This window comes from Providencia burhodogranariea DSM 19968 (genome assembly GCF_000314855.2).
GTDB classification, from domain to species: domain Bacteria; phylum Pseudomonadota; class Gammaproteobacteria; order Enterobacterales; family Enterobacteriaceae; genus Providencia; species Providencia burhodogranariea.
The window spans coordinates 2,042,694-2,066,181 of record NZ_KB233222.1; the positions used below are offsets into that span (position 1 = coordinate 2,042,694).

Sequence of the window (23,488 nt, forward strand, 5' to 3'; positions counted from 1 at the left end):
AAACCACTTCAAATATCTTTTACTTTTTTTGATATTACATTTTTTTTCAAATAACACTTTTTCGAATTGTGAAATATTTTCAGCTAACGATGATAAAACACCCATTCCTGTTACAACAACACGACAACGTTTTGTTTCCATAAAAATCCCTAATGACTAACATTGACATTAAAAACAAATACAATAGATATTTTTTTATTTATTCATTACCATTAGAAATATAAAAATGAATATAAGCCCAAAGATAACCCCCCCATCTTTAAAATAAACCAATTTAAAAATAGAACGTTAAGTACTGTGGTCAGAATTTACTTTTTTAAGTAGCTATCTTCCGTTGGATTAACAATCGAACTTAGATTATTAATAAATGGAATGCTCGATGTTACAAAACTCACATCACCATCTTTACTTTTTATAATATAATCATCAATACCAACATAAGAATATTTATATTTTAAAAACACTCTCGCAATATAACATTTTAATGTATGGGAAAAGCCGATATTAACAACACTGCCAATATCTTCCTCCTTATAGAAGACTCTATCCCCTAAAGAAATTCCTTTACCATGTTTTCCCATTATTTTAGCTCCAACAATACGCTTTGACACACCTATCTCAGCCCGCATTTCTATCGCATTTTTGCCAATAAAATCATCTTTGTCGTAACTGATAGCCCATTGCATTTGCAGTTCGATAGGACATCGGCTGAATGAATCATAAACACAGGGCTCCCAACACGGATTTTCCAATCTGACATCACGTAGATAATCAATCCCTCCAATTCTTAAATCATATTTATCCGTTAACTGAGATATATCCTCCCATATTTTAACCAACTTTTCTTCTAGCCCCATGATGTAATAGCAATATTCTCCGTGTTTACCTACACGCATAATAATATTTTCATCAACATACATATATTCATGTAAAGGTAATCCAATGATATCCATTCCAAATATTTCTGATAAAACCTCCCAAGAATACGGACCTTCAAGGCAAATTGTTCGCCATTCACAACCTAATGAAATGACTTCATCTATCTGAAAATTTTCTTTGCTATTTTTTTTATCTACTAAAACATTATTAACTAGCTGGCAAAGCTTATCACTACTCAGCCATTCTGAAATTAGGATATAGGATTCATTGTCACATACAACATATGCATCACTAATAATTTCCCCATTTTCATCCAAGAAAAATGTATATAACAACTGCTCGTCACGGATTGAAGAAATATCAGCAGATACTAGAGGATTTAACAAGCGCCAGGCTTCATCACCATAAACTTTAACTATTCCATAATGAGAATAATCAGCCATTATTGCACTATTTCGTACAGCAAAGTAATCATCACGCTCTTGATATTCACAATCAAGAATGCTCGCGTTATTATAATTGGTTGATAATCCATTAGCATTTTCATTCATCTTAAAACGTTTCATAATACCTCCTATCTATAATATTAACTTTTACAAGACTGTGCCTCTTGCTTATTCAAAATAAATGTCACCAAACTATTAATTGTTCGCATATAAGATGGATCATCACCTTCAGTCACCTGAATATTAAATTCATCATTAAGAAATACTAAAATTTCAGTGGCATCAACAGAATCTAGCTTTAATCCATTACCAAATAATGGAGTGTCATCATCAATTTGATTTATTTTTTTTTGCAAATTAAGACGTTCAATCAGGCCTTCTTTAACTCTTATTAGCATCGCTTTTCTTTTTTCAATTTTATCATTTAATTCTGCATCATCACTCATAATATTAAACTCCTAATTTTAAAATGAATCATTCAAATTTAATATCTTCTCTATAATTAACTATTGTTCCATTCGCGATTATCTTCTTTCCAACTCTTGCCTCTACTAAGTAATGTTTAAAATTATTAATATCAGAAAGTAAAAGTGAACTCTTAACTTCTATTGTATCCCCTGGGTACACAGAATTCTTAAACTTTAAGTTCTGCGACACCAAAACCCCTTCAACTCTACTTCTATGTTCGATAAGAATTAATTCTGATTCTGGCTGTTTAATAGCTTGAGCTACTTCAGAAAAACAATTTAATACAACATTTTTTCCTTTCTTATAAATAGAACAAAAGTCATCAATAAAAGAAAAATATTCACTCGCTTGTCCAAATATTTCAGCAATCATAATTCCTGGCATAACCGGATCTTCAGGATAGTGTCCTAACAAATAATTATCATTATAAGTAACATGTTTTATTATCGTTATTGAGCCTTTTTCACCTGGAATAAAATCGATAATTCTATCGACCATAATGATAGGTTGTCTCCACCCACCAATTTTTAAAAATAGAGATGGAGTTAATAGTGAGTTATTATAACGATTTGTCATATTTATCTCTCATCGCATAACCATTCCACCATCCACTATTAATGTTTGTCCAACAATATAACTGGATGCATCTGAACTTAAGAAAGCAATAACATTAGCAACTTCTGAACATAAGCCTAGCCGTTGCATTGGGATCACTGATTTCATGTGACGTACCACTTGCCGCGAAACTTTTTTTTACCATTTTAGATTCAATCATACCTGGCGCTACTGCATTAACCCTGACACCTTTATTAGCGAGCTCTGCCGCTATAGTGTGTGTAAAGCCAATTAGCCCTGATTTAGCAGCACTATAATTACTTTGACCAATACTGGGGACAATACCAGCTATTGATGAAACATTAATTATTGCTGCCTTTTTTGCTGTTCTTAATAAAAATAGTAATTTCTTCGTAAAATGACAAGTTCCTAGTAAATTTGTATTAATAACAAATGAAAAATCATCAATATTGATACTAGAAAAAAGGTTATCTTTGATGATACCTGCATTATTTACTAATACATGAATTACATTTACTATTTCTTCAACCTTAATTATAAAATTAGAAATTGATGCACCATCATTAATGTCACATTGTAAAATATGTAAAAAATTACTGTATTTACTTTCTATTTTTAATTTATCTAAAGCATTTCTAGCTTGATGGTAAACTGCAAATACATGGCAATTCTGCTCAAGATATTCTTCACAAATTGCTATTCCTATATCACCATTAGCACCCGTTACTACAACATTTTTATTAGCTAAATCAGAATATATAGCCATGATATATCACCTATACAGTCAATCAAAAATAGCCATAGCTATCGCATACTTACTACAATGTGAAATACTTATAGATGTTTTTGATATATTTTTTTCATTTAGCAATTTAAGCAAACGACCTTTAAAAATATAAAATGGTGCACCATAGTTATCATGGTGAATTTCTATATCATGAAATAATATCCCCAACCTAAAACCAGTACCGATCGCTTTAACCGCGGCTTCTTTTGCAGCCCAAAATCCGGCAATACGTTCGTGGCTCTTACTTAGTTCACCTATTGTTTCTATTTCGTTAGCAGTAAGTATTCGATTAATTAAACTTTGACCACTTCGCTCAATCGCTATAGAAATTTTTTTTATCTCTATAATATCTACTCCGATTCCCATGATAGTTCCATATATCTAAAATTAAATATTTATTATATGTGGAAAGTATTAACTCTCCACATACCCATTAGATATTACTCAATGATTTGACCAACAACCTTACCTTTATTAGTATAACTTCCAGAGCTGTCTATCTTCACTCCATCACGCCCTACAATAACACCTGATTTTTCATTCGTAATATCCTTTCCTGTAATAGATGATATTTTTGTTGAATTCAATGTGCCATTATTGATTACATTCCCTGTCACTCGAAGATTAAAACCATTTTCGCCAGACATAAAGCTTTTTGAACCATTAGTATATTTACCATTAACATTTATTAATAATTCTTTAATTCCTGAGATCATTCCTTTATTTTCAAAATCAGTTGATATGGTAATTTCTGTCATTCCATCCGAGGCAATTACACCATCTAAATTATTATCTTCTACTGTTCCAGATCCCGTATTGCTTAGCTTGTTAGTATTAAGCTTGAGTTTTTCTTTACCATATAAGGTGCCATGATTATTAGTAAATGTCTCTGAAGTAATAAAAGCTTCTTTTTTAGATGCAATTAATCCCCTAGAGTTATCTACCGTTTTATAATTAATATCCAAATTACCCTTTTCAGTAATAATGCGACCGCTAGATGATGTCAATTTATCGCCTTTTAAAATTATATTACCTTTACTGATTACACCACCAATTTGGTCTGGCTGCCCAATATAAAAACCCATTTCTGGTCGATATCCAGAACTATTATTATTCGTAACCTCAGCAGAATCTATATCAAGATCAACTTGTGTCACAATAAGCCCCGAAGTGTTATTAAACTTATTGGTCTTAATATTAATAGAATCTCCTTTTATTACACCTTTATGGTTGTTAACATAAGGTGTTTTAATTGTTGAGTTTTCGCCTTCTAAGAATACAACACCAAAGTTATTATCCAATGTCTTCTCAATAGTTACATCTGCACCTTGCTTAGCCGCTAGGCCACCATAAAGATTATCAATACTTTCAGAAGTAAAATTTAAAAAACCACCTGATTTGATATGCCCCCATTGATTTGAGATCTTTCCTTTATTTACAAAATCCATATTTCCTTCTGTTGCAATTATTGCTTTATCATTGGTCAAGCCAGAAATAGTGATAGACATGCCACCCTCACCACTTAGAATGCCTAGCGAATCATCACTATCTGTATCTGCAGTTAATCCATCATTTTTTAAGGTATTTCCATTAGTATTAATAGTTACTTTCTTAATTGAACGTAATCTACTTTGATTATTATTAAAAATACCGCTATTTAAATTAATATTTTCAGCTGTATCTATTGTGCTATCAATATTGTTAAAGTTTTTATTATTGGTATTAAAATCAATATTTCCATTTGATTCTATTTTCCCTTTTTTGTTACTAAACAAACCACTATTAATTGTAATTCCATTCGTTGATGCCAATCCAAGATTAGCTCCTATTGTAGATGAGTTTGTAATTTCATTACCATTAGTTTGAATATTTAACAGATTATCACTAGCAATATATGATGCATAATTAGTTAATGCACCACTATTTATTGAAACTGTTCCTAGGGAAGAGATATCGCTGCCATCAATATTACTAAATTTCTGACCTTTCGTATCTATTGTGATTGTTTTAGAGCTTTTTATTTTCCCTGTAATATTCGATATCCCACCATCTAGGCTGATATTAACATCACCTTTTGTTGATATTTTACCTTTTTCATTTTGTAAAATTCCACTATGAACAATATTGATACCACCTTCCTCTGCACCAAGTTTTCCATAAATTTGTAATGGTGATTTATTTTCCGTTCCTATAAACTTCAGTGACTTAGTATTTAACTCTGCATCTTTCACAATTTGAAAGCTATATTTACTAGTGGCTCCACTTCCTGTGATAGCAATAGCTTGATCGTTCTCAGCATTGACTTGATTAGCTCCCGTTGTAATTCTCACCTCACTACTATTTACATCAATAATCCCATCTATAAATATATTTCTTGCAATTAAATCGATATTTTTTATTACGCTATTAAAAGTCGCTCCATTGTTAATGGCGATATTACCTTTTTCAACTTTATAACCATCAACCGTATTATTTTTGACCGATAAAGAACCTGTTGTTAGTACAACTCGATTCGCACTCAAAAAACCACAACTGTTACAGATAATTCCTGATGGATTTGAAAGAATCACTTGAGCATTACTTCCTGCAACTTCAACGAGTCCGTTTACGGTACTAGGATTTTTAGAATTAACTTCTAAAACGATTACTTTAGCAACACCATTTGATAAATTGCTATTTCCATCAATATGTCCTGATAGCTGCGTATCAGCTCCATCCTTACTATTATTAAGAATGGTCCCTGATTCAGTCACATCGAAGCTATCAACAGTATTAAGAGAGCCATCATTAATGGTAGATGCTATATTAAAAATTTGGACATTAGCTTTTTCTAAATTTTTTATCTGCTCATCTGATTCCAACTCATTTATAGAGTTAGCTTGCATTATTGTTGCCATACTTAATGTGGCTATAAATGAAAAAAATAAAAACACCAACTTGAAATAAGATTTATTCTTCCTATTCATAATAATCACCTTAGATTATGTTAAAAAAAGAAAATGATTTCATCTGATCACATAACAGTAATTTCATGGAGATTTACTATCAATTAACAAAAGTATTCTCTGGGAAATACTTTCATAAAAATCATTCTTAATAAATTAAAGTCTAGACTAAGGATACATGTTGATAAATTTATCATCGATAAAATTGACCCTAAACCAATAATATACTTTGATAACAATTAATAAAAAATAACAACCTAATATTTTCATTTGATCTACTTACAATAAAAGCCATATAAAAAACCCGAACTATATAATTCGGGTGACTTATTACACTTAAAAATAATTGAAACTTCCTTAAGTATATAATTTGTTATTTGAAGGAAACCATAATCATTTTTTATATCTCATGGCAATTTATACATGAAATATTTTCTATATTTAGATGATGTACTACTGGTTGTTTTTGTTCCAGTTCGTACATCAAAAACAATATAGGTACGCCGTAATTCCGGTGATTCAGAATCACATTCATCTTCATTCTCATGTTCTTCCTCATCTTCCAGTAGCTCTTCTTCTCTTGTGCGCGCCCGTTCATTTGTCCAGTATGTTTCATCAACCGCCGTTGACCATATAAAATAAGAACTAAGATTACCCCACTGTGTGAATAACCTTTCATAGGTAGCAACGGGTAATAAATAATTACCATAATCATCTTCAGCTTCTGAGAATTTATATTTCTGGCGATCTGAGCGAACAAAGTCACGTAAGAAGAAGGAATACACCACTAATTCATCAGTAATATCATCTTTTGCTATAATACGAACTTCTCTGCGAGGATCCTCTTTAATTAGTACATCAGCTGACCCATCTGCATTTCCTCTAACAGTCACCTCAGAGATAATGTTCTCAATATTCCAGCTAATATTACGACTCCCGCCTCTCGTATGAATTGTAAATTCGGCACCAGCCCATGCAATAGACGGTTCCTCACGTAAAAAGGTATGGTTAGAGTTTGTTGCATTAATAATAGTAAAATTATCTGTCATTTCACGGAATGTTATCGTTTTTGTATTTTCACTTGCAGTATCTGATGTTACATGACATCTAATAATAACATCTTCAGCAACGGTATCAGCAATATTTGCTACTGCCATACCAATACCGTCAGTCGTGGTTGGATAAATAGTCGTTTGTGACTCATTGATAAAAGCGGTTCCACCTAAGCTAATAACGGTAAATACAACATTTAAGCCTCTTGCTGGAGAAAAATCCGTTGAATCAATACAAACAACACTCACTGTATTGAGGCTTTTTCCATCTGCAGGAGCATTATTGACTTTAATTGTTAAAGCTACAATATAATTATTGTCAGCCTTAGAATCATTCATAATAATCAAATTTTCATCAACCATAAAATGTCCTTTATTATAAAATTAATTGGCTATAATTCAGCATATTATATATTCCGCTAGGTATTGTACTCGTACCACTATTCCCTAAAGAATTCAGGCTCCCATCAATATCAATACAAATAAAAGCATCAGGTGGTGAATTTCTAGTTAACCGATAAACTGCTCTAAAAAAATAATTATTTACAATTTGAAATGTAATATTATTCCCCCATCCTCCGGCATTTCCATTTTTATTAATAAAACTAAATGCACCGCTAGTTGCAGAAACTATTAAATTGTCTTTATTCGCAATATTAGTTGGTATAGTTCCGCCATATTGCTTACTTCCCCACGAATAAAGTTTCCCATCTTCACATAGAACAGTAAAAGCACCATCACTTGAAGAAATGGCAATGATATTTCTTAATATGGCAATATCAGGAGGTACAATGCCGCCATAAAGTTCACTTCCCCAAGCACTAATAGATTTATCTTTATGAAGTACTGCGAAAGCCTTTGTTGATGATGCAATTGCAATCGCATCTGATACTGGTGAAGGTATGGACCCACCATAATCGCGATTCCCCCACGCTTGCACAGTACCGATATTCGTTCTTATCGCAAATGCGCCATCTGTCGCGACAACATCTACGATATTATTCAGAGTTTGTATTTCTGGGGGCATTTCACCACCAAAATTGCTTTCCCCCCAAGAAGACACAAATCCTTTGCTGTTTAATGCACAAAAAGCACCTCTTGCAGCTGATAGGGTTATAAAATCACTTATTGATGCTAAATTAGTGGGAATTTCACCTCCAGCAGCATTATTACCCCATGCTTTAAGATAACCTTGGGTAATAATTGCACAAATTGCTGAACGATTGCATGAAGCTGTTGATACCCCTTCTACAATTGCGGTTAAATCTCCACCAACGCTATTATTGCCCCATGAATATAATGTATTTCTTTCATCAATCACTGCGACTGAATTTGGCGAGGATATTATTCCCGTAATAGTTGTAAGATCCATAACATTGGAAGGAGGTAATGCCCAACTAATGTTAGCTCCCCAGAAATTTATTTTCCCGTCTAGAGTAATAGCAAAAGCCACTGAGCCATTTTGATTTCCAACTGACGCTATATTCATAGGATAGAGCATAGTTTGCCCCTTTTGTCCGGGAATAGAAATATAGAGTTTTTTCAATGGATGACAATCGGTAAATCGGGAGGCATCAATGAAATTGATGTCCATATGATATTGCCATCTAACGGCAATCGGCTCTTTGGTTACTGAATTAAAAGCACATAGATGAAGTGCTGAACGATCGCTATCTCGTTTACCGATAATAGCAACATTCTTTATAAAGATACGCACTACATTATATAAAGATACTATAGAATTTCTTTCGTTGACGGAATAATAGGCTTTAAGTGTATTATCAATATAAGGAAATAAAAAATCCTTGGTATTATTAATAGTAAAAATAATGGGTTTGCCAACTTCATTCGCAGTGACTATATGGATTTCATCCCATTTATTTAAGTCACCAATATAAGCGTGTACTATATCACCGCTCTTCATTCCTTCCCATATAGGTATGATGACATGTATCGACATATCTATTGCTGAATAATCAATAATATTATCAATTGCCTCTTGAATTACTGGCGCATCAAGTTCCCCAGAGGCGCCAATAAATTCTGAATCGTCTGCATCATGAATTGAAGGATCATCTAAATAATCAACTCTAATAATAACAGTTTCCGCAACGATATTCGTAAAGCTGACATCCGCAGTACCAATGACAGATGTAATACGGCTAGTCATATTAGTCAGTGTATCTGTAAATACTGCATTTCCCGTAAGCGTAAACAATAATGTTTTATTATCTATTAATTCATTATTATTTTTTAGTACAGCATGAGCACTGTTAGTTGAAACACCATTTGCTTCAGCTCCAGATGTAGCAACGACATTAACATTTATAGGCATACTGACCTCAGTCATCAATGAAGATAAGATAATTTATTACTGAAATGAAAGCTCTAATCTCAGGATAGTTCCGGAACTTTCGGGTAAAGTAATCGTTGCTGTAACGAGCTCTTTCGTTGTATTAATTATTGTAATTTCACAAGAATGGTCATCATTGAGATTGATAGTTGCAGATTGTGAATAGGTAGAATCATATCCAACTATTTTAGCATCACCATCAACGGCAACTCGAACTTTCGTTATATCGGCCTTTGTAAAACCGCTAATAGCATCGGTCTTCAGATATATACAGCATGGCATAACTCCATCACTTGCTGCATTTGTAGAATAATTGTAGAAATCGATACTTCCTTCACCGAGTATGTATTTCCCAAATGACGTGGCGATTGTCAGCTCTTTCGATGGGTCATTAATCTGAAAAATATTGATTAATGCTGAACCTGAACGCGCTGAACGCACACGAAAACGACCTTCTCCTTTTTCATTTAAAATAAGAGAATGTGTTGATGAACCTGATTCAACAAACACGACATCATTTGATGTGGATAGGCTTAACTGGGCACCTGCGGGTCCAAAAATTTTAGCATAATTACAAGGATAAACATGGACAATATTATAATCGTAAGGTGCTGCATTCGTTGTAATAATGACATTCATACTTCCACCTGTATCTGACTCAAGAAATACATCAGCCATTTCAGAATATGAAAATCCCTCATCATTAGCATAACGAACTCTATAACTGGCATGTATTTGACCACCGACTGGAGCAAGTAGAACTTTTTCTTTAGGGCATAGGAAATCATAATAGCCTTGCATAATATCTATCTGTGTCAGAATAGTAATATCCTGATATGCAGAGTTCTCAATAAACTCTCCATTAATATCTGTACAATCAGTATATATCGTCACATTATCATCAATAGCCATTTTCGGATAATATATACGAATACTAGCGCCATTATTATTTTCAATATCAGAAAGATAAATGACATCATCTTTTGCTTGTGTAAATATTGGTGCAGGTAATGGACTAATATGTTTTAAGTCGACTTTGACATTATTATAATAGGAATAACGAATATTATTGCCACGCGTTACTTTGTAATATGATGTTAAGTAACCAAAATAGACTTTTTCTGCAATGGTTCTTAAGAAACTAAATAATGTGAAACCGTTATTAACATCAACAGGTGTTACTGTGGTTGTCAAAGATGTAGATGTGCCTTCAACTGGCGTATTATCCATTTTATAACCACTAATATATAAAGTAACTGTATCGCCATTCTGAATGTCATCATATCCACAGGATTCACGGATCCCTCTAATTAGTTGTTCGGTAGTTAACCATCCATTAATATTATCAATAAATATGGGACCTGGGAGGGTTATACTTCCATCAAGTTCAAGTGTTGCTGTCGCGATCTGGGAGGTTGCGATAGGATTATTAGCAGAAGTAACATAATAACGAGCTTTAGCCAAACCTCGTTTCACCAAAAGGATATTAGTTTCTGGGACTAGGATAGTAAAGCCAGTAAAAATATCTTCCTGAATAATAGTATGATTTACGGTATAGGAAGAGCCTGGCACTATCTGATTAGTCGTAGGATCGAGTATCCAAAATGTCACACTGACACTATCATCAAGCATGATATTGTCATATGCAGGTACTAAGATATGCGTTCCCATATTGATAATAACATTCTGATTAGTAATTATGTTATTCGCATCTGCGTCACTAAATATTGGTGGTATTAACTTCCCACTATCAAGACGGTCAACCACAGCAGTGACGATGGGAGATTCATTCGCATTCCCTGCAAAATCTGTGGCTGAATAGTTAACCATGTATATACCATCAGGTATTATTCTAGCGTCAAAATCTATTTGAATGGGAAAGTCTGAAGTTGGATCAGTGATTACTTTTAATTTTGAACTAATAGATCCAAAGTTAACAAGAATTTCATCTCCAATAGCAGCTAATTCATATTTCGCCACTTCAACATATATTTTATTATCAACAGAGAGATCATCATTATTGATAACACCATCCCTCATTTGCGGAAGATATGGTGCAATTAAAGAAAAAACCTTGAACATGTTTTTTACTCTGGAAATATAATGGATTAAAAGTAGATATCATTTAGCATGTTATCGTATGACTGCAACAACATAAAAATTAAATTAATTTAAGAATTAAAATTCAATAAAGTTCAAATGTACTCATTATGTGTTTTATATTATATATAATTAGGGATTATCTAAATTATTTAAACAAACCAGCCGTACAACGTACGGCTAGTTGAGATAATATTAGTCGTCTAATTTGGCTGGTGGAAGTATATCAACTAGAACTCTTTTAATTTTTGAAAGTAAAGGACGATCGACATTAATTGTTTTAATTGATACATCAACCTCAAGTGTACCTTCTTCAATCAATGAGTACCGATCTGGGCTAGCAGTTCCGACTTTATCTTGGAAAATATAAGCGCCTGATAAAACTGTTTCTGCCACGACATCCGTTTTAAATCTCTCCAAACTAAACGTTTCCGTAGCTATATTATCATCGTTATAATCAATTTTATTACCTTTAGTATCAGTACCTTTGAAACGCAAAGTAATAGCATCATTTCTTTGACTATCGATGTACCCTAAAACTTCATCCAGTGTTGATACTTCAAAATAGTCCATTAACCATACAAAAATTTTATTAAAATCATATTGTACACCGTCTAACCAATAACGCTGGTTGATATATCCATTGACTAAATTTGGTATCTCAATCATAGGTAAAATTCTGGTGCTTGTCCCATAATCAAGTCTAAACCTAAAGTTTTTACTTGTTGTAATATTACGTGCATCATCAACTATAGTATAATAAAGATCATGCTGACCATCAGTAAATACTGCTTCATCAAACTCTCGACGGAGATCAATAACAAGAGGTAACGTCCCTGCATCTAACGGAACACGATGTCGTCCTTCATCAAAAAAGAAATGCAACTCTAAACCATTCCCTGATATTGGTACATTATTGATTTTAACAAGCGTTTCCTTCTCTTGCTCGTATTTATCGTAATAATATCCTGTGCTTTCATCGCCTTTAATATTTAAAAAATCAACTACGTCAAGTGTTCCATAATATACTTTTGCTCTTTTACTCTCTGCATCTTCAGGATTTTCTAAACTAATATCAACAAAAGTTTCGCTAGCCCATGGTTGAATAAGATCATAATTTAACTCAACTGTAGCTGAGCACATTCCAACATCATTTGTTGTATTATTTTCATTACTAAGTTTAACATATTTATCAGGTGTAAAAACCACCGTCATTCCTGTTTCAACGGGTTGTCCTGTATCTTTGTCAGTTATATAAACAATCAATTCTTGCTGACTAACTGCATCTGGTGTAATTTTATCATTTAAAATAATAACTTTTGTATCAATTCTAATAACATATGGCATAACAAATTACCTTTATGGATTTACAATAATATTAAAATTTAGCATGTCGCTATACTGACCTTCTTTGGGATTACTACCTGCATCGATTTTAAACGTTGGGAAAAAACAAACCTCCTGATCATTTTTATTAAAAATATAACTATTTCCAGAATTTGATGGGAATAACAAATTGTTCACCCCATCACTCAGCAATAATTTATATTTGATAGTATCTCCAGGTCTTAAATTATTTATCAAATTAAAATCATTCTCTTTTTCATTAACACTATTTACTGTCATTAAAAATTGTGTATCTGAAGTCTGTTTATTATCGTATTTAATACAAAATTCTTCACTACGCACACCTGAAAAACTCACGTCTGAAATACCAGGTGGAATTTCTTTTAGATCCCATAACTGTGGCAGTGAAAATTTAAATTTAATATTTTTTGGTGGCTCTGGTGGCTTTTCAGGTGGAATTACACGGCAAGTACCGTCACCATCATATAAGAGATAAGCAACACCACTTTCTTCTAAATAAAAATTCCCAGCTATATTTCTATCTGCCACTCCTAATGCCATACCTTGCCATTCTTCAAGATAAGAGTTAGGTACTAATATGGAAAAATCAGTTGTTCGCCCTTTTATACCTTTCCAATCACCACTATTACCAGCATAAAGTGCACTCATTCCAATACCTGTAGTACTACTTGCGGTAGTACCGCCCAAACTAATCGCTGAATCAGAAATCTTTTTTGGAGAATATTCACCATATTTATCATAAAATTGAAGAAAAACAGCTCTACTAAGCATAGGCTCTGGATGTGTATAATATTGATAAGTAACATTTACTGTCGCTGTACTCGTTCCATCACCATTATCAATTAATTCACAACTATTATATGTACCAACTGAATCTGGAATTATACTAGCACTCAACGATGGAAATGATAAAAAAAGTATCGTTGATAATATAATAGTTTTTAACATTAAATATTTCATTTTCCCCCCGATACAGCGCAGGATTCATTTTCAATAGTAACATAGCCATGTTCGAACCATTTACTTTTACCTGGATAGACATTTTCAATATTATTTATTTTTCTTCCTTTAATATACTTAGCTGAAACATGAACATTACCTTTATTAATAACCATATCCTTATTTCCTTTACAGATAAAAATAAATCTTTTATTAATCTTATTCGGCATGTTTTTTAAAATAACGCTAAAACCCATATTAACAATAACACTTGCCGTATTATCACTTTTAATCAAGGGATTTACACTCGGCTTTACATCAACTCTATAAACTTCTTCAGATTCAAGATTTACTATTTTTTTAAATTTAACTTTCTTTATTTGATGAGGTGATAAAACCAATTTAAATGGTGAGTAAATTAATGTTGGATTTTTATCCTCCGTTAAATTCACATATTTTTCTTTTTGATAGCCCACACCTGGATTAACTATTCTTTTGACGTCCACTTCAATATACTCTGTATTATCACCATTATTTACAATTGAAAAGTAACCTATTTCATTTTCTAGCTTTAATACCTTTGGGATAACATCAATGGCCGACCAAGCTTCAAATGAAAATAAACCACAGATGATAAATAATAATCTACTTGAGTTTATTTGCATAAATATGCTACTCCGAGGCCGATGGTTCAAAGATAAGTTCAATTTCACCGGTATATATACCACCAATATCTTTATTATTACCTGATGGTGGGACAGCTGAAATTTTAAGTGTGTAGTCTCCTTCACTATCAGCACCGGCTAACGGTTCTGGGTTAGTAAATGTTTGCGGCTCTTGAGGTTTTAATGTTTTCCCTTGCCCTTCAAATGTTGAAAATAATACTTCAGCGGGAAAGAATGATAAATTATTATCAATATTCATCAGAGTTACATTATTTTTCAATGTTACCATGAAATTTCTATTTGTTGATAGTACATGAACTCTTGCTTCAACTTGATATAATACATCAGTACCTGCTTGTGTAAGCTCAAGTGTGGTATACCAATTTCCAGTTCCAGTCCCATCACTAACTTCAAAATTATTCTTCTTCGTTACTGTACCTTTTACTCGGACAGGATGGTTGCCTGTTATTGTAATATCAGCCTGAACCTGAGGAAGACCCAAAATAAAGCTAAAGCAAAAAAGTAATAAATTAAACTTCATTATTTTCACCATTAATATTATTTACAGGAGATAGAGTAATCTTCGCCTTTAAATTTAGCTGTCAAACTTTTATGGGGAATAATAACTGGTGTTGAAGGATAAATACCAATACGATCGAGCATCTTTCCTACACCGAATGAAATATTACTCAAATCAGCTCGGCTATTTCCTGTATTCGATAAACGAATCCCTTCTGATTGACATTCATAAACCAGTTCTGAAGTTAGACTCCCCGATGGTAATGCTCTTACCAGAACCCCATAGCCGACGGACACCACTGTTGGTGCGCTAATTCTTTTATCCGCATCACTATCTGTTACTGAAAAAGACGATACAGGGATGACATATAAACGGTATGCTTGTTCTTTTAACGGCGCTTTTAAAGCAGTCAGCTTGATACTCCTGCTTTGGCCTGCTCCTAGAGAAACTTTCGTTGGTGACGCTATAATCATCGGGTCAGCAAGAGCCGAAATAGGTATTTTCTTTTCGGGTGTTACCCCTGGGTTCTCAATTTTATGTAGGGATATATTAATATACATTGGTGCATCCCCTGTATTTTTAACTGTAATATTACGCTCATTCGGAAATGTTATTGTTGTACTTGCAGGTGCAACGAGTAACTGTCCCGCGCCAAAAGAAATACTCCATGGACACAATAACAAACTTATTGTCAATATTTTTAACATCTATAGCTCCTATCCTATTTACTGTGGTGTGCAGATATAACTATTGTCATTTTTAACTTTAAGATCACAGCGATAAGACATTTCATTATTTTTCAAAATAATTTCATTTATCACTTTTTTTGCATTAAACGAAAAAAGTCCATTTTGATATACTTGTTCACCATTATCTAAAATACCATTAACTGGCTTTCCATTTTTATCTCGCATAAATCCGCTATAAACTTGGTTAATATCGACAAATGCTTTGGCATAATAAACCTGACCGGGATGACTTTTCACAATATTAGCTGGCACTTCAATTTGCATATCAATATCATCTGCATTATTTGCTACAGGGGCATAACCAATAGTTTTATAATTCCCAATAGGTACAGAAAGCGTCCGTCCACTTCTCACAGGACTTCCATTTACACTAAAGCCATAATAATAACCTGATTCATCTTTTGGTACGTCAACCAACAATGCAGCGCCCGATGTATTATATCGGCCAGGATAGACACCATATTCGCTTGCGGAGAAACTACCACGATAATATAGGCTTCCTTGTGCACTCTGATCATTAACATTCACTGATGCAGTCGCATCACCTAGAAAATCAGATCGGGTCAACCTTAATCCAACATTATCGTTATTATTACTGTGACTATAGTCAATACTAGAACTTGTTGTTCCCAATGTATCTACCCAATCTTTTTGGTAATTTGCAGAATAAACCGTATTACTTCCTGAGTTAGCAATATTTATATTCGCTTGGCTATCTAATAAAGATAACGATACATTTAAGAACACACCATCACCAAAATAGGTCTGACGTTTTGCACCCAATGAAACATTCGCATAATAACCATTCTGATTGAACATTCGGCTTATTTGAATTTGTTGGTAATCACTATTACTATAACGACCATAAGAATAACTAACTAAATTTCCACCAAAGCTTCTCGAATAACTTAAAGCACGGCTATTAACGGTATAATAAATATCTGAAATATCATTTTGCTGATAATACGATGCGGTAGCATTTCCCCAAAAATCATTTCCCATTGACAAGCTTGTATAACCACCGACACCTTTTTCACCCGCGCGAAATCCAAGAGTGGGTTGAATAATAATATCATCAAAATATAATGGGCGATTTATATTAATATCACTCGTCCACATTCCATTATCTGCTGCGACGGTGAGTAGATTTCCATACACCCCAAAAATTTCACGTCCAGTACCAAACTCTATCATACGATCATCGGTAAACTGTTCTTTTCCCGCGGTGATATGCCAGTTATTTCCTTGCCCACTGTTTCCATAAGTAACATTGTCAATAACCTGAACTTCGTGATTAATTTCGCGCCCATTTTTATCTAAATAATAAATTTCTACTGTGTAATAACCACCGGGTAGTATCCGATAATTAATTTCATTTCGCCCTATAGTAACAGGGCGATTGAAAATCGTACGTCCATCTCTTCTTATATCGACACTACCATCGGTCATTGAGAAAAATATTAATCTTCCATTACTTTTATTTTTAGATTCATTATTAAAATTTTCTTGACTACCGATAGTCACAAATCCATCGTAGCTAGGAGTAACAACTGAATTTACTGATCCTGCGTAGTAATCTAATGAACTTTGCTTACCAGCTCTTAAATAAATATTAGAAAAATTCTTTTGCAAATAGAATGTAGATACACCTATATCATTATATTTATTATCACCGTAGCTTCTTTCATTTAAATACCAATTGAAATATCCATACATCTGTGATGGTAGCCCAATATATCCATTACCTGCTATATTAGCAGCCTTATAACCCTCTGTTGAATGTCTAAGATCAATCGTTTGGTTGTGTACTAAACCAAGATTAGTTTCTGGGATAATATAATTTAAATTATTGTCGTTAATAGATATGGTCTGATTTACTTTATCGATTGATATATTATTGTTATCAATTTTAACATCACACCCCCTAACACACTGCTCAAAGTTAATCTTAGAAAGTATAAGGTCAATATTCTCTATATTATTTTTTGATTGCTCATTTTTTAAAAATGACTCCTCATCTAACACTAATTTCCCTTTAAGAGGATCATATACAACATAACCTGGTAATGCCTTACCGTTATAACTAATTAAATACCCCAGTGACTTACCGACGTCCATATTTTCAAAGCCAGGTGGCACATTGAATTTGACAACTGTTTTATCTGCATAACTATAGCTTTGGTATAAGCTAATATTAAAAAGGAATAGACACCTTACGATTTTATATTTAATAAAAATATTTAAAAAAATCCTATCATTAATCATATTGGTGCCTATTCATTAAGATTATCCATTATTCTGCATTATTTAATTTAAGCCGCTGGCTCAAAAAGCATAACTAATTCACCACTATATGCACCATTAACACTACCATCTAGCGCAGTTCCTGCCGCTGTTGGTGCTTTAGCTTCGATATTTAATTTATAAATATCATCGTATCCATCATCAGTCGGTGTTGTTTGAATAATCTCTTGAGGCGGCTGACCATAAATCAATTCTTTTTGCCCCCAATTAATATCACCCCAATAAACGTGAGTATCTTGTAATTGATAAACTCCATCATCGCGTGAAATAACTAATGGTTGAATCATTGATACATTAAACTTTTGGCCTCGTGTCCATACTCGCACATCTAAACTTTTAGTAAATTCAGTTTGCTTTTTGTCTTTAGCTTCCAATTCTTCTGTTGTATACCAAGAATGACCATCAGGTTTAGTTACATAGATACTGTCATTAATTTGCGCAATTAGCGTAATTTTCTTTTCTACACCATTAGTTGCAGCATTTGCAACAAATGTAGTACCACAAAATAAACTTAATACGATTGCAACAGCACTATTCACAACGTTTTTTTTATATTTCATATATTTTCCTCAGTTTTTATTTAAATGAAAACTTATCTTTAATGCTTTATTTACAACCTAAAATCTTAAAGGTATTAGGTACCTCAAATTACCCCAAACGATATTATTTGAATTTCATATCATGGGGTGTAATTACTGCTTGAGTTACCGGATACTTATAACCTTTACCTTTAAGATCAAACTTTAACTCATACACTTAATTCAGCTAATGCGTCGATAATAATACAAAAAAACCATATAAAATAAACCATTAAAACAGGTGAAAAGTTAAATTCGATATAATAATTCGCCTGATTCGTATAATACTTATTACGCGATATTAGTGATCGCGTAATAATTTATCGCGATATAATATCCTTTTCTTTTAATTAAAGATGAAATCTTCTGTCTAAAAATGACTAATTGACTATAATCAACTAGAGTCAATCATTAACTCGGAAAATGAGTAATCTAGTGATTTTCTTCTATATTAGTTATTAAGGTGGATAGATATATGGTGAAAGCCTCACGTGCGAAACAGAAGCCCATCAGCACAAAAAATGTAAAAAGCATACAGGAAATGAATTTTATACTTACTGCTATTACAGCTCTAATCAATGTTAATAAAATAGATCGTAATAAGGGTGTTGTAGATATAAAACAGGAGGAAAAAAATTGGCCACGAACAAGAGATATTGCAGAATATTGTCAATTTAGTATTTATAAGACACGTCATTTACTTATTAAATTGTCAGAGAAAGGGCTAGTCCAATCGTCATCCAAACCAATTAGTAATTCATTACATTGGAATGCTAACTATCATCTACTTACCGGAAATATAGAAGAAGTTGAAAGTTGATAATTAGGTCATAGGCTAATTACTCTTCATTTATTTTTAATAGAAAGTATTACAACTTAACTTTACGTATTAGAGTAAATCAAATCGTTTATTTTTGTTAATTAATCGTTAGATTATTATTGTATAAACGATTCGCTTAATTAGTATACCAATAGTGTATATTATTCATGTAACCTTGCATAAGCTATCATATTGGAAATATATAATTGATATGGCCTTTTTCCATTTTATGAATCAAGTCATGTATTAGGAGTGAGGCAGAAAAATATTTTTCTATATGGTAACTGAGTTATGGAATAACACTCTGCCTCCTCTATCTCAATCAACTAGCTGGATATCTAAGCTTTTTAATAACTCTAATGCTTCAAATTTTGAAAATATTGCTTTTGATAATGTATTTTGCCGTATATCAATATTGAATGAATGAGACTCAGTAAAATCAGTTAACTCCAAGTTAGTCTGCAAAAATAAGCTATTTGAAAAATCACAATCGAGTAATGAAGACTTGTTAAACTCTACATATCTAAAGTCTACATCATGTAACCGGCATCCTTCAAAGTAAGATTCATGTAACTTTAGGCCAAAAAAGCTACAATTATCTAGAATACTTTGTTTAAAAATTAACTCAGAGTAAAAATCAAACTTTGGCCAGTAAGCTGCAGTCCAATCTATACCAACCAGCTTACAGTCAGAAAACTCAACATTTGCAAAACGCGTATTAATTACTTTAATCAAACTTAAATTACATTGTTCGAATACACACTCGACAAATTTACAATGAGAAAATGTGACTGATGAAAAATCACAATTAATAAATTCACATTTTTCAAATACTGCACTGTCAACATTTTGGCCACTAATATCTATCTTATTGAAGCTTTCATCATAATAGTCTTGGTTATCTTGTATATTAGCCATTATTCATACTACCTAAACTCAGTTTATAGGCTCCGATAATAGCATAAGATTTACCTTTAGGTTAGGAAGAACCATTAGGAACACAACGGTGTTTATTTTTATATTATTAATATGTTTTAGTTCTATTACTGAAATCCTGACCGACTCAAGATTACAGTAATGCTCTTTAATGTGAGTTTAAATATAGAATTCTCAGAAACCACGATCTGGCTGCTTTTATCATAGGGGAGTATCGCTTGTACTTCATGCTGGAAAACTTAAGGGTCCGACAGTAAACAGAATTTATCATCTTCAGGATAAATCACTGCGACATGATAGTTCCCACCAGCAAAAACCTTAACTGAATCTATATCAGTCCAATACATCGCAAGAAAAAAGTGCTCCCACTCAGCCTGAATTTCTTGTTTTACGAAGGCTCCCAAATTACCTTTAATTTCTTGTGAATGTTTGATCCCCGTTAATTGGAGATAGGCAGCAAAACTACCTGCTGACTTAAAGGTACACAATCATGCCATATTCTAACAATCATTTTTTAGCTCCTTCATAGGTGTAAAATAAAAATAATAGAATAGAAATATGGGGATAAGGGGTTAAAGTAATTATCAGCATATTAGCAGTAGACCCATAATCAAATAGTATTAGCGTCTAAAGCTATTGACTCATACTTTTCCGTGATTTTGCCCATAAAAAGACATTGCCGAAATATTCTTATTACCTGCCAACATAGCGTGAAATACTGGTGAAAAATAAAATTGAAATAACCTAAACTAACGGCGTAATCTAAGTTGCCAATTTAGTTTATATTCACATAACAATAAAAAAATGACAGGTACAGCCCCTCGTTGCGTTGCTAAATAAATGATATTAATCAAATGGTTAATTTATTTAACAGTCAATATTAACGAGGACACAACATTGCTAACATTTTTTTAAGGTGCTATATTGCTGACCTTATTACAAATTTAATCTATTAAAATCATGGTTATTCGCCCAGCTCAACATTGGTTCCTACGACTGTTAGATTGGCATGGCTCCGTATTGTCAAAAATAACATTTAGGCTCTCTTTAAATATTTTCATGTCCATTATTGCCGTAATCAGTTATCAGTGGTACGAGCAATTAGGGATACACTTAACTATTGCACCATTTAGCTTGTTAGGGATAGCTATTGCCATATTTCTTGGCTTTAGGAATAACGCAAGCTATAGTCGTTTAGTTGAAGCAAGAACCTTATGGGGAACTTTATTAATACAACAGCGAAATATCTTGCGAAGTATTAAAACCTTACTACCCAATGATAAGATTTATCAAAAAGAAATCGGTCAGCTATTGATTACTTTTGGCTGGTGTTTAAAACATGAATTAAGAAAAACCAACCCAGCGGTTGATCTGTATCGATTATTACCTCTCTCTATTTTAGAGGATGTGATAAAAAGCCCATTACCCACAAATCGAATTTTATTGCATATTGGCTTAAAAATCGGCGAATTACGTGATAAGCATCTTATAAGCGATGTTATATTTCAAGGTATTAATAAGGATCTCAATACATTATCTGATGTATTAGGGGGCTGTGAGCGTATTTCAAATACTCCAATTCCGTTTGCCTATACCTTAATCCTACAAAGAACGGTTTACCTTTTTTGTACCTTGTTACCTTTCGCTTTGGTCAGTGACCTCCATTATATGACCCCTCTTGTCTCTGTATTTGTGTCATACACATTTTTAGCTTGGGACGCACTAGCTGAAGAACTTGAAGATCCCTTTGGCATCTCTGCAAATGATCTTCCACTGAATGCAATATGTACAGCTATTGAAAGAAATACGTTAGAAATGTTAGATATTAAGCCATTACCTCGCCCCATTAAACCCGATAAGTATTTTAACTTACTATAATTCACTCATTGAATTTAAATGTGTATTACCCTAAGGCTGTTTATCTTTGAAGGGCAATTTTTATTCGAATTACACGCCTTTAGTTAAGACAAAAAGAAGCAAGGTGAGTGGCTCGCCGCCTAGTGAACGAGGCAAGAGTCACTCAACACAGAGAAAAATCACGTTTAATCAAATCCGAAAAAGCATCCTTTATTTATAGTTGAAGCTTATGGTCATATTTTTTAATCACTTGAGTGCTTCACATTCATTGTGCTACTGAAAATTCAACCAATAAGGTAGTAAAAACACTCAGCAAAGTTAAGCTACCTCTCGCAAAAATATTCTATTTCTATGTTATCTCCCTCTAGCTGATAGTGCTTATTTGCCTACTTAATTCTTTCATCGCATCCAGTTTACAGATTGATCAAAAAACACTCAAAAACATACAATCATGCTCATATAATGTTCAATTTATCGACTAGTGAGAAAAAAAATATTTTCCCTTGATACTAAAACTCAATAGATAACAGTTAACCCATCCAATCTTAAATTTAACTATAAATAAACTATTTATTGAACTATGAGCATATATTATTAACCATACCAAAAAACAAAATAACTTAATTGAAAGGTTAATATTTATTATTGATAAATAGAAAAATTAGCTTTAGTTCATATATACTTCACATATTATATTAAATATATTTCTACTGCGGTATAAACATATATTTTTCGCTACTATTATACTTATTGACACCCCTTAAATTAAATAATTTATTAAGTTTATAGCAAATCTATCATATTTATTTTACTAATAAAAAATCACGGAAAATTATATATTTGAATCACCTCAATATTTAGTAGCAATCAACTTGTAAAAAAATTGTTTATTATGATACATTCGAAAGACACTTGTTTTCATAAGTGTTAATAAAAATGTATTCTGTATAAGATAATCAACTACATATAAGTAGAAAAACGATCATTAAGTATTAAATTTAAAAAATTTATTTGTAACCCTACGAAACAATAAAGTTTAGAAAATAGTAACCTTATTTTTATATGGAATAAATTTAAGCCAATACTTGATTAACAAACAATCTAACTGCGTGTATTTTCTTCATTAATAAAGTAAGAATCATAAAT

The 23,488-nt window shown here is 32.6% G+C and carries 18 protein-coding genes and 2 pseudogenes; 2 read left to right on the plus strand and 18 right to left on the minus strand.

Annotation, left to right across the window (positions count from 1 at the left end):
* Positions 1-308 precede the first annotated feature (308 nt).
* The 16 genes and pseudogenes from OOA_RS08755 to OOA_RS08830 form a co-directional block, all read right to left on the minus strand.
* Positions 309-1,445: an aminomethyltransferase family protein gene (locus tag OOA_RS08755; RefSeq protein WP_008911785.1), complete on the minus strand. Its 1,137-nt coding sequence runs from the start codon at positions 1,443-1,445 to the stop codon at positions 309-311.
* Positions 1,446-1,465: 20 nt separating this feature from the next.
* On the minus strand, positions 1,466-1,771 hold the full coding sequence (locus OOA_RS08760) for an acyl carrier protein (protein ID WP_008911786.1): 306 nt from the start codon (positions 1,769-1,771) through the stop codon (positions 1,466-1,468).
* Positions 1,772-1,799: 28 nt separating this feature from the next.
* On the minus strand, positions 1,800-2,369 hold the full coding sequence (locus OOA_RS08765; RefSeq protein ID WP_008911787.1) for a hotdog family protein: 570 nt from the start codon (positions 2,367-2,369) through the stop codon (positions 1,800-1,802).
* A 9-nt stretch (positions 2,370-2,378) separates the two neighbouring features.
* Positions 2,379-3,135, minus strand: a pseudogene (locus OOA_RS08770) (SDR family oxidoreductase).
* An 18-nt stretch (positions 3,136-3,153) separates the two neighbouring features.
* A complete protein-coding gene (acpS, locus tag OOA_RS08775) occupies positions 3,154-3,522 on the minus strand; it encodes a holo-ACP synthase (protein WP_008911788.1) in 369 nt (122 codons plus the stop codon).
* A gap of 74 nt (positions 3,523-3,596) precedes the next feature.
* A complete protein-coding gene (locus OOA_RS08780; RefSeq protein ID WP_008911789.1) occupies positions 3,597-6,122 on the minus strand; it encodes a two-partner secretion domain-containing protein in 2,526 nt (841 codons plus the stop codon).
* Positions 6,123-6,508: 386 nt separating this feature from the next.
* Entirely contained in the window at positions 6,509-7,492 is a 984-nt protein-coding gene (locus tag OOA_RS08785) for an Ig-like domain-containing protein (protein ID WP_148284503.1), read from the minus strand.
* Between the two features lie 37 nt (positions 7,493-7,529).
* The gene (locus OOA_RS08790; RefSeq protein WP_008911791.1) at positions 7,530-9,488 is read right to left on the minus strand and encodes an RCC1 domain-containing protein; all 1,959 of its coding nucleotides are present in this window, start codon (positions 9,486-9,488) and stop codon (positions 7,530-7,532) included.
* A gap of 36 nt (positions 9,489-9,524) precedes the next feature.
* Positions 9,525-11,588 (minus strand): hypothetical protein, encoded by a 2,064-nt coding sequence (locus tag OOA_RS08795; protein WP_008911792.1) that lies wholly within the window; start codon positions 11,586-11,588, stop codon positions 9,525-9,527.
* Positions 11,589-11,801: 213 nt separating this feature from the next.
* The gene (locus OOA_RS08800) at positions 11,802-12,953 is read right to left on the minus strand and encodes a hypothetical protein (protein WP_008911793.1); all 1,152 of its coding nucleotides are present in this window, start codon (positions 12,951-12,953) and stop codon (positions 11,802-11,804) included.
* A 12-nt stretch (positions 12,954-12,965) separates the two neighbouring features.
* Positions 12,966-13,934, minus strand: a complete 969-nt coding sequence (locus OOA_RS08805) for a hypothetical protein (RefSeq protein ID WP_008911794.1) — start codon at positions 13,932-13,934, stop codon at positions 12,966-12,968.
* Complete coding sequence (locus tag OOA_RS08810; protein ID WP_008911795.1) at positions 13,931-14,578, minus strand: hypothetical protein; 648 nt, start codon at positions 14,576-14,578, stop codon at positions 13,931-13,933. Before OOA_RS08810 ends, OOA_RS08805 begins: the two co-directional genes overlap by 4 nt.
* A 7-nt stretch (positions 14,579-14,585) precedes the next feature.
* Positions 14,586-15,119 carry a hypothetical protein gene (locus OOA_RS08815; protein ID WP_008911796.1) on the minus strand — a complete coding sequence of 178 codons (534 nt, stop codon included), beginning with the start codon at positions 15,117-15,119 and terminating at the stop codon, positions 14,586-14,588.
* A 17-nt stretch (positions 15,120-15,136) separates the two neighbouring features.
* On the minus strand, positions 15,137-15,805 hold the full coding sequence (locus tag OOA_RS08820) for a hypothetical protein (protein ID WP_008911797.1): 669 nt from the start codon (positions 15,803-15,805) through the stop codon (positions 15,137-15,139).
* An 18-nt stretch (positions 15,806-15,823) separates the two neighbouring features.
* Positions 15,824-18,112, minus strand: a complete 2,289-nt coding sequence (locus OOA_RS08825) for a TcfC E-set like domain-containing protein (protein WP_008911798.1) — start codon at positions 18,110-18,112, stop codon at positions 15,824-15,826.
* Positions 18,113-18,159: 47 nt separating this feature from the next.
* Positions 18,160-18,711: a hypothetical protein gene (locus OOA_RS08830; RefSeq protein WP_008911799.1), complete on the minus strand. Its 552-nt coding sequence runs from the start codon at positions 18,709-18,711 to the stop codon at positions 18,160-18,162.
* Between the two features lie 493 nt (positions 18,712-19,204).
* Here OOA_RS08830 and OOA_RS08835 point away from each other — a divergent pair, with 493 nt between their 5' ends.
* The gene (locus OOA_RS08835) at positions 19,205-19,549 is read left to right on the plus strand and encodes a FaeA/PapI family transcriptional regulator (protein ID WP_008911800.1); all 345 of its coding nucleotides are present in this window, start codon (positions 19,205-19,207) and stop codon (positions 19,547-19,549) included.
* A gap of 318 nt (positions 19,550-19,867) precedes the next feature.
* Here the strand turns inward: OOA_RS08835 and OOA_RS08840 are convergent, their stop codons facing one another.
* Positions 19,868-20,467 (minus strand): pentapeptide repeat-containing protein, encoded by a 600-nt coding sequence (locus tag OOA_RS08840; RefSeq protein ID WP_008911801.1) that lies wholly within the window; start codon positions 20,465-20,467, stop codon positions 19,868-19,870.
* 257 nt (positions 20,468-20,724) lie between these two features.
* Positions 20,725-20,996, minus strand: a pseudogene (locus OOA_RS08845) (hypothetical protein).
* A 449-nt stretch (positions 20,997-21,445) separates the two neighbouring features.
* On the opposite strand from OOA_RS08845, the gene OOA_RS08850 reads away from it, so the two are divergent.
* Positions 21,446-22,363 (plus strand): bestrophin family protein, encoded by a 918-nt coding sequence (locus OOA_RS08850; protein ID WP_008911803.1) that lies wholly within the window; start codon positions 21,446-21,448, stop codon positions 22,361-22,363.
* Positions 22,364-23,488 lie beyond the last annotated feature (1,125 nt).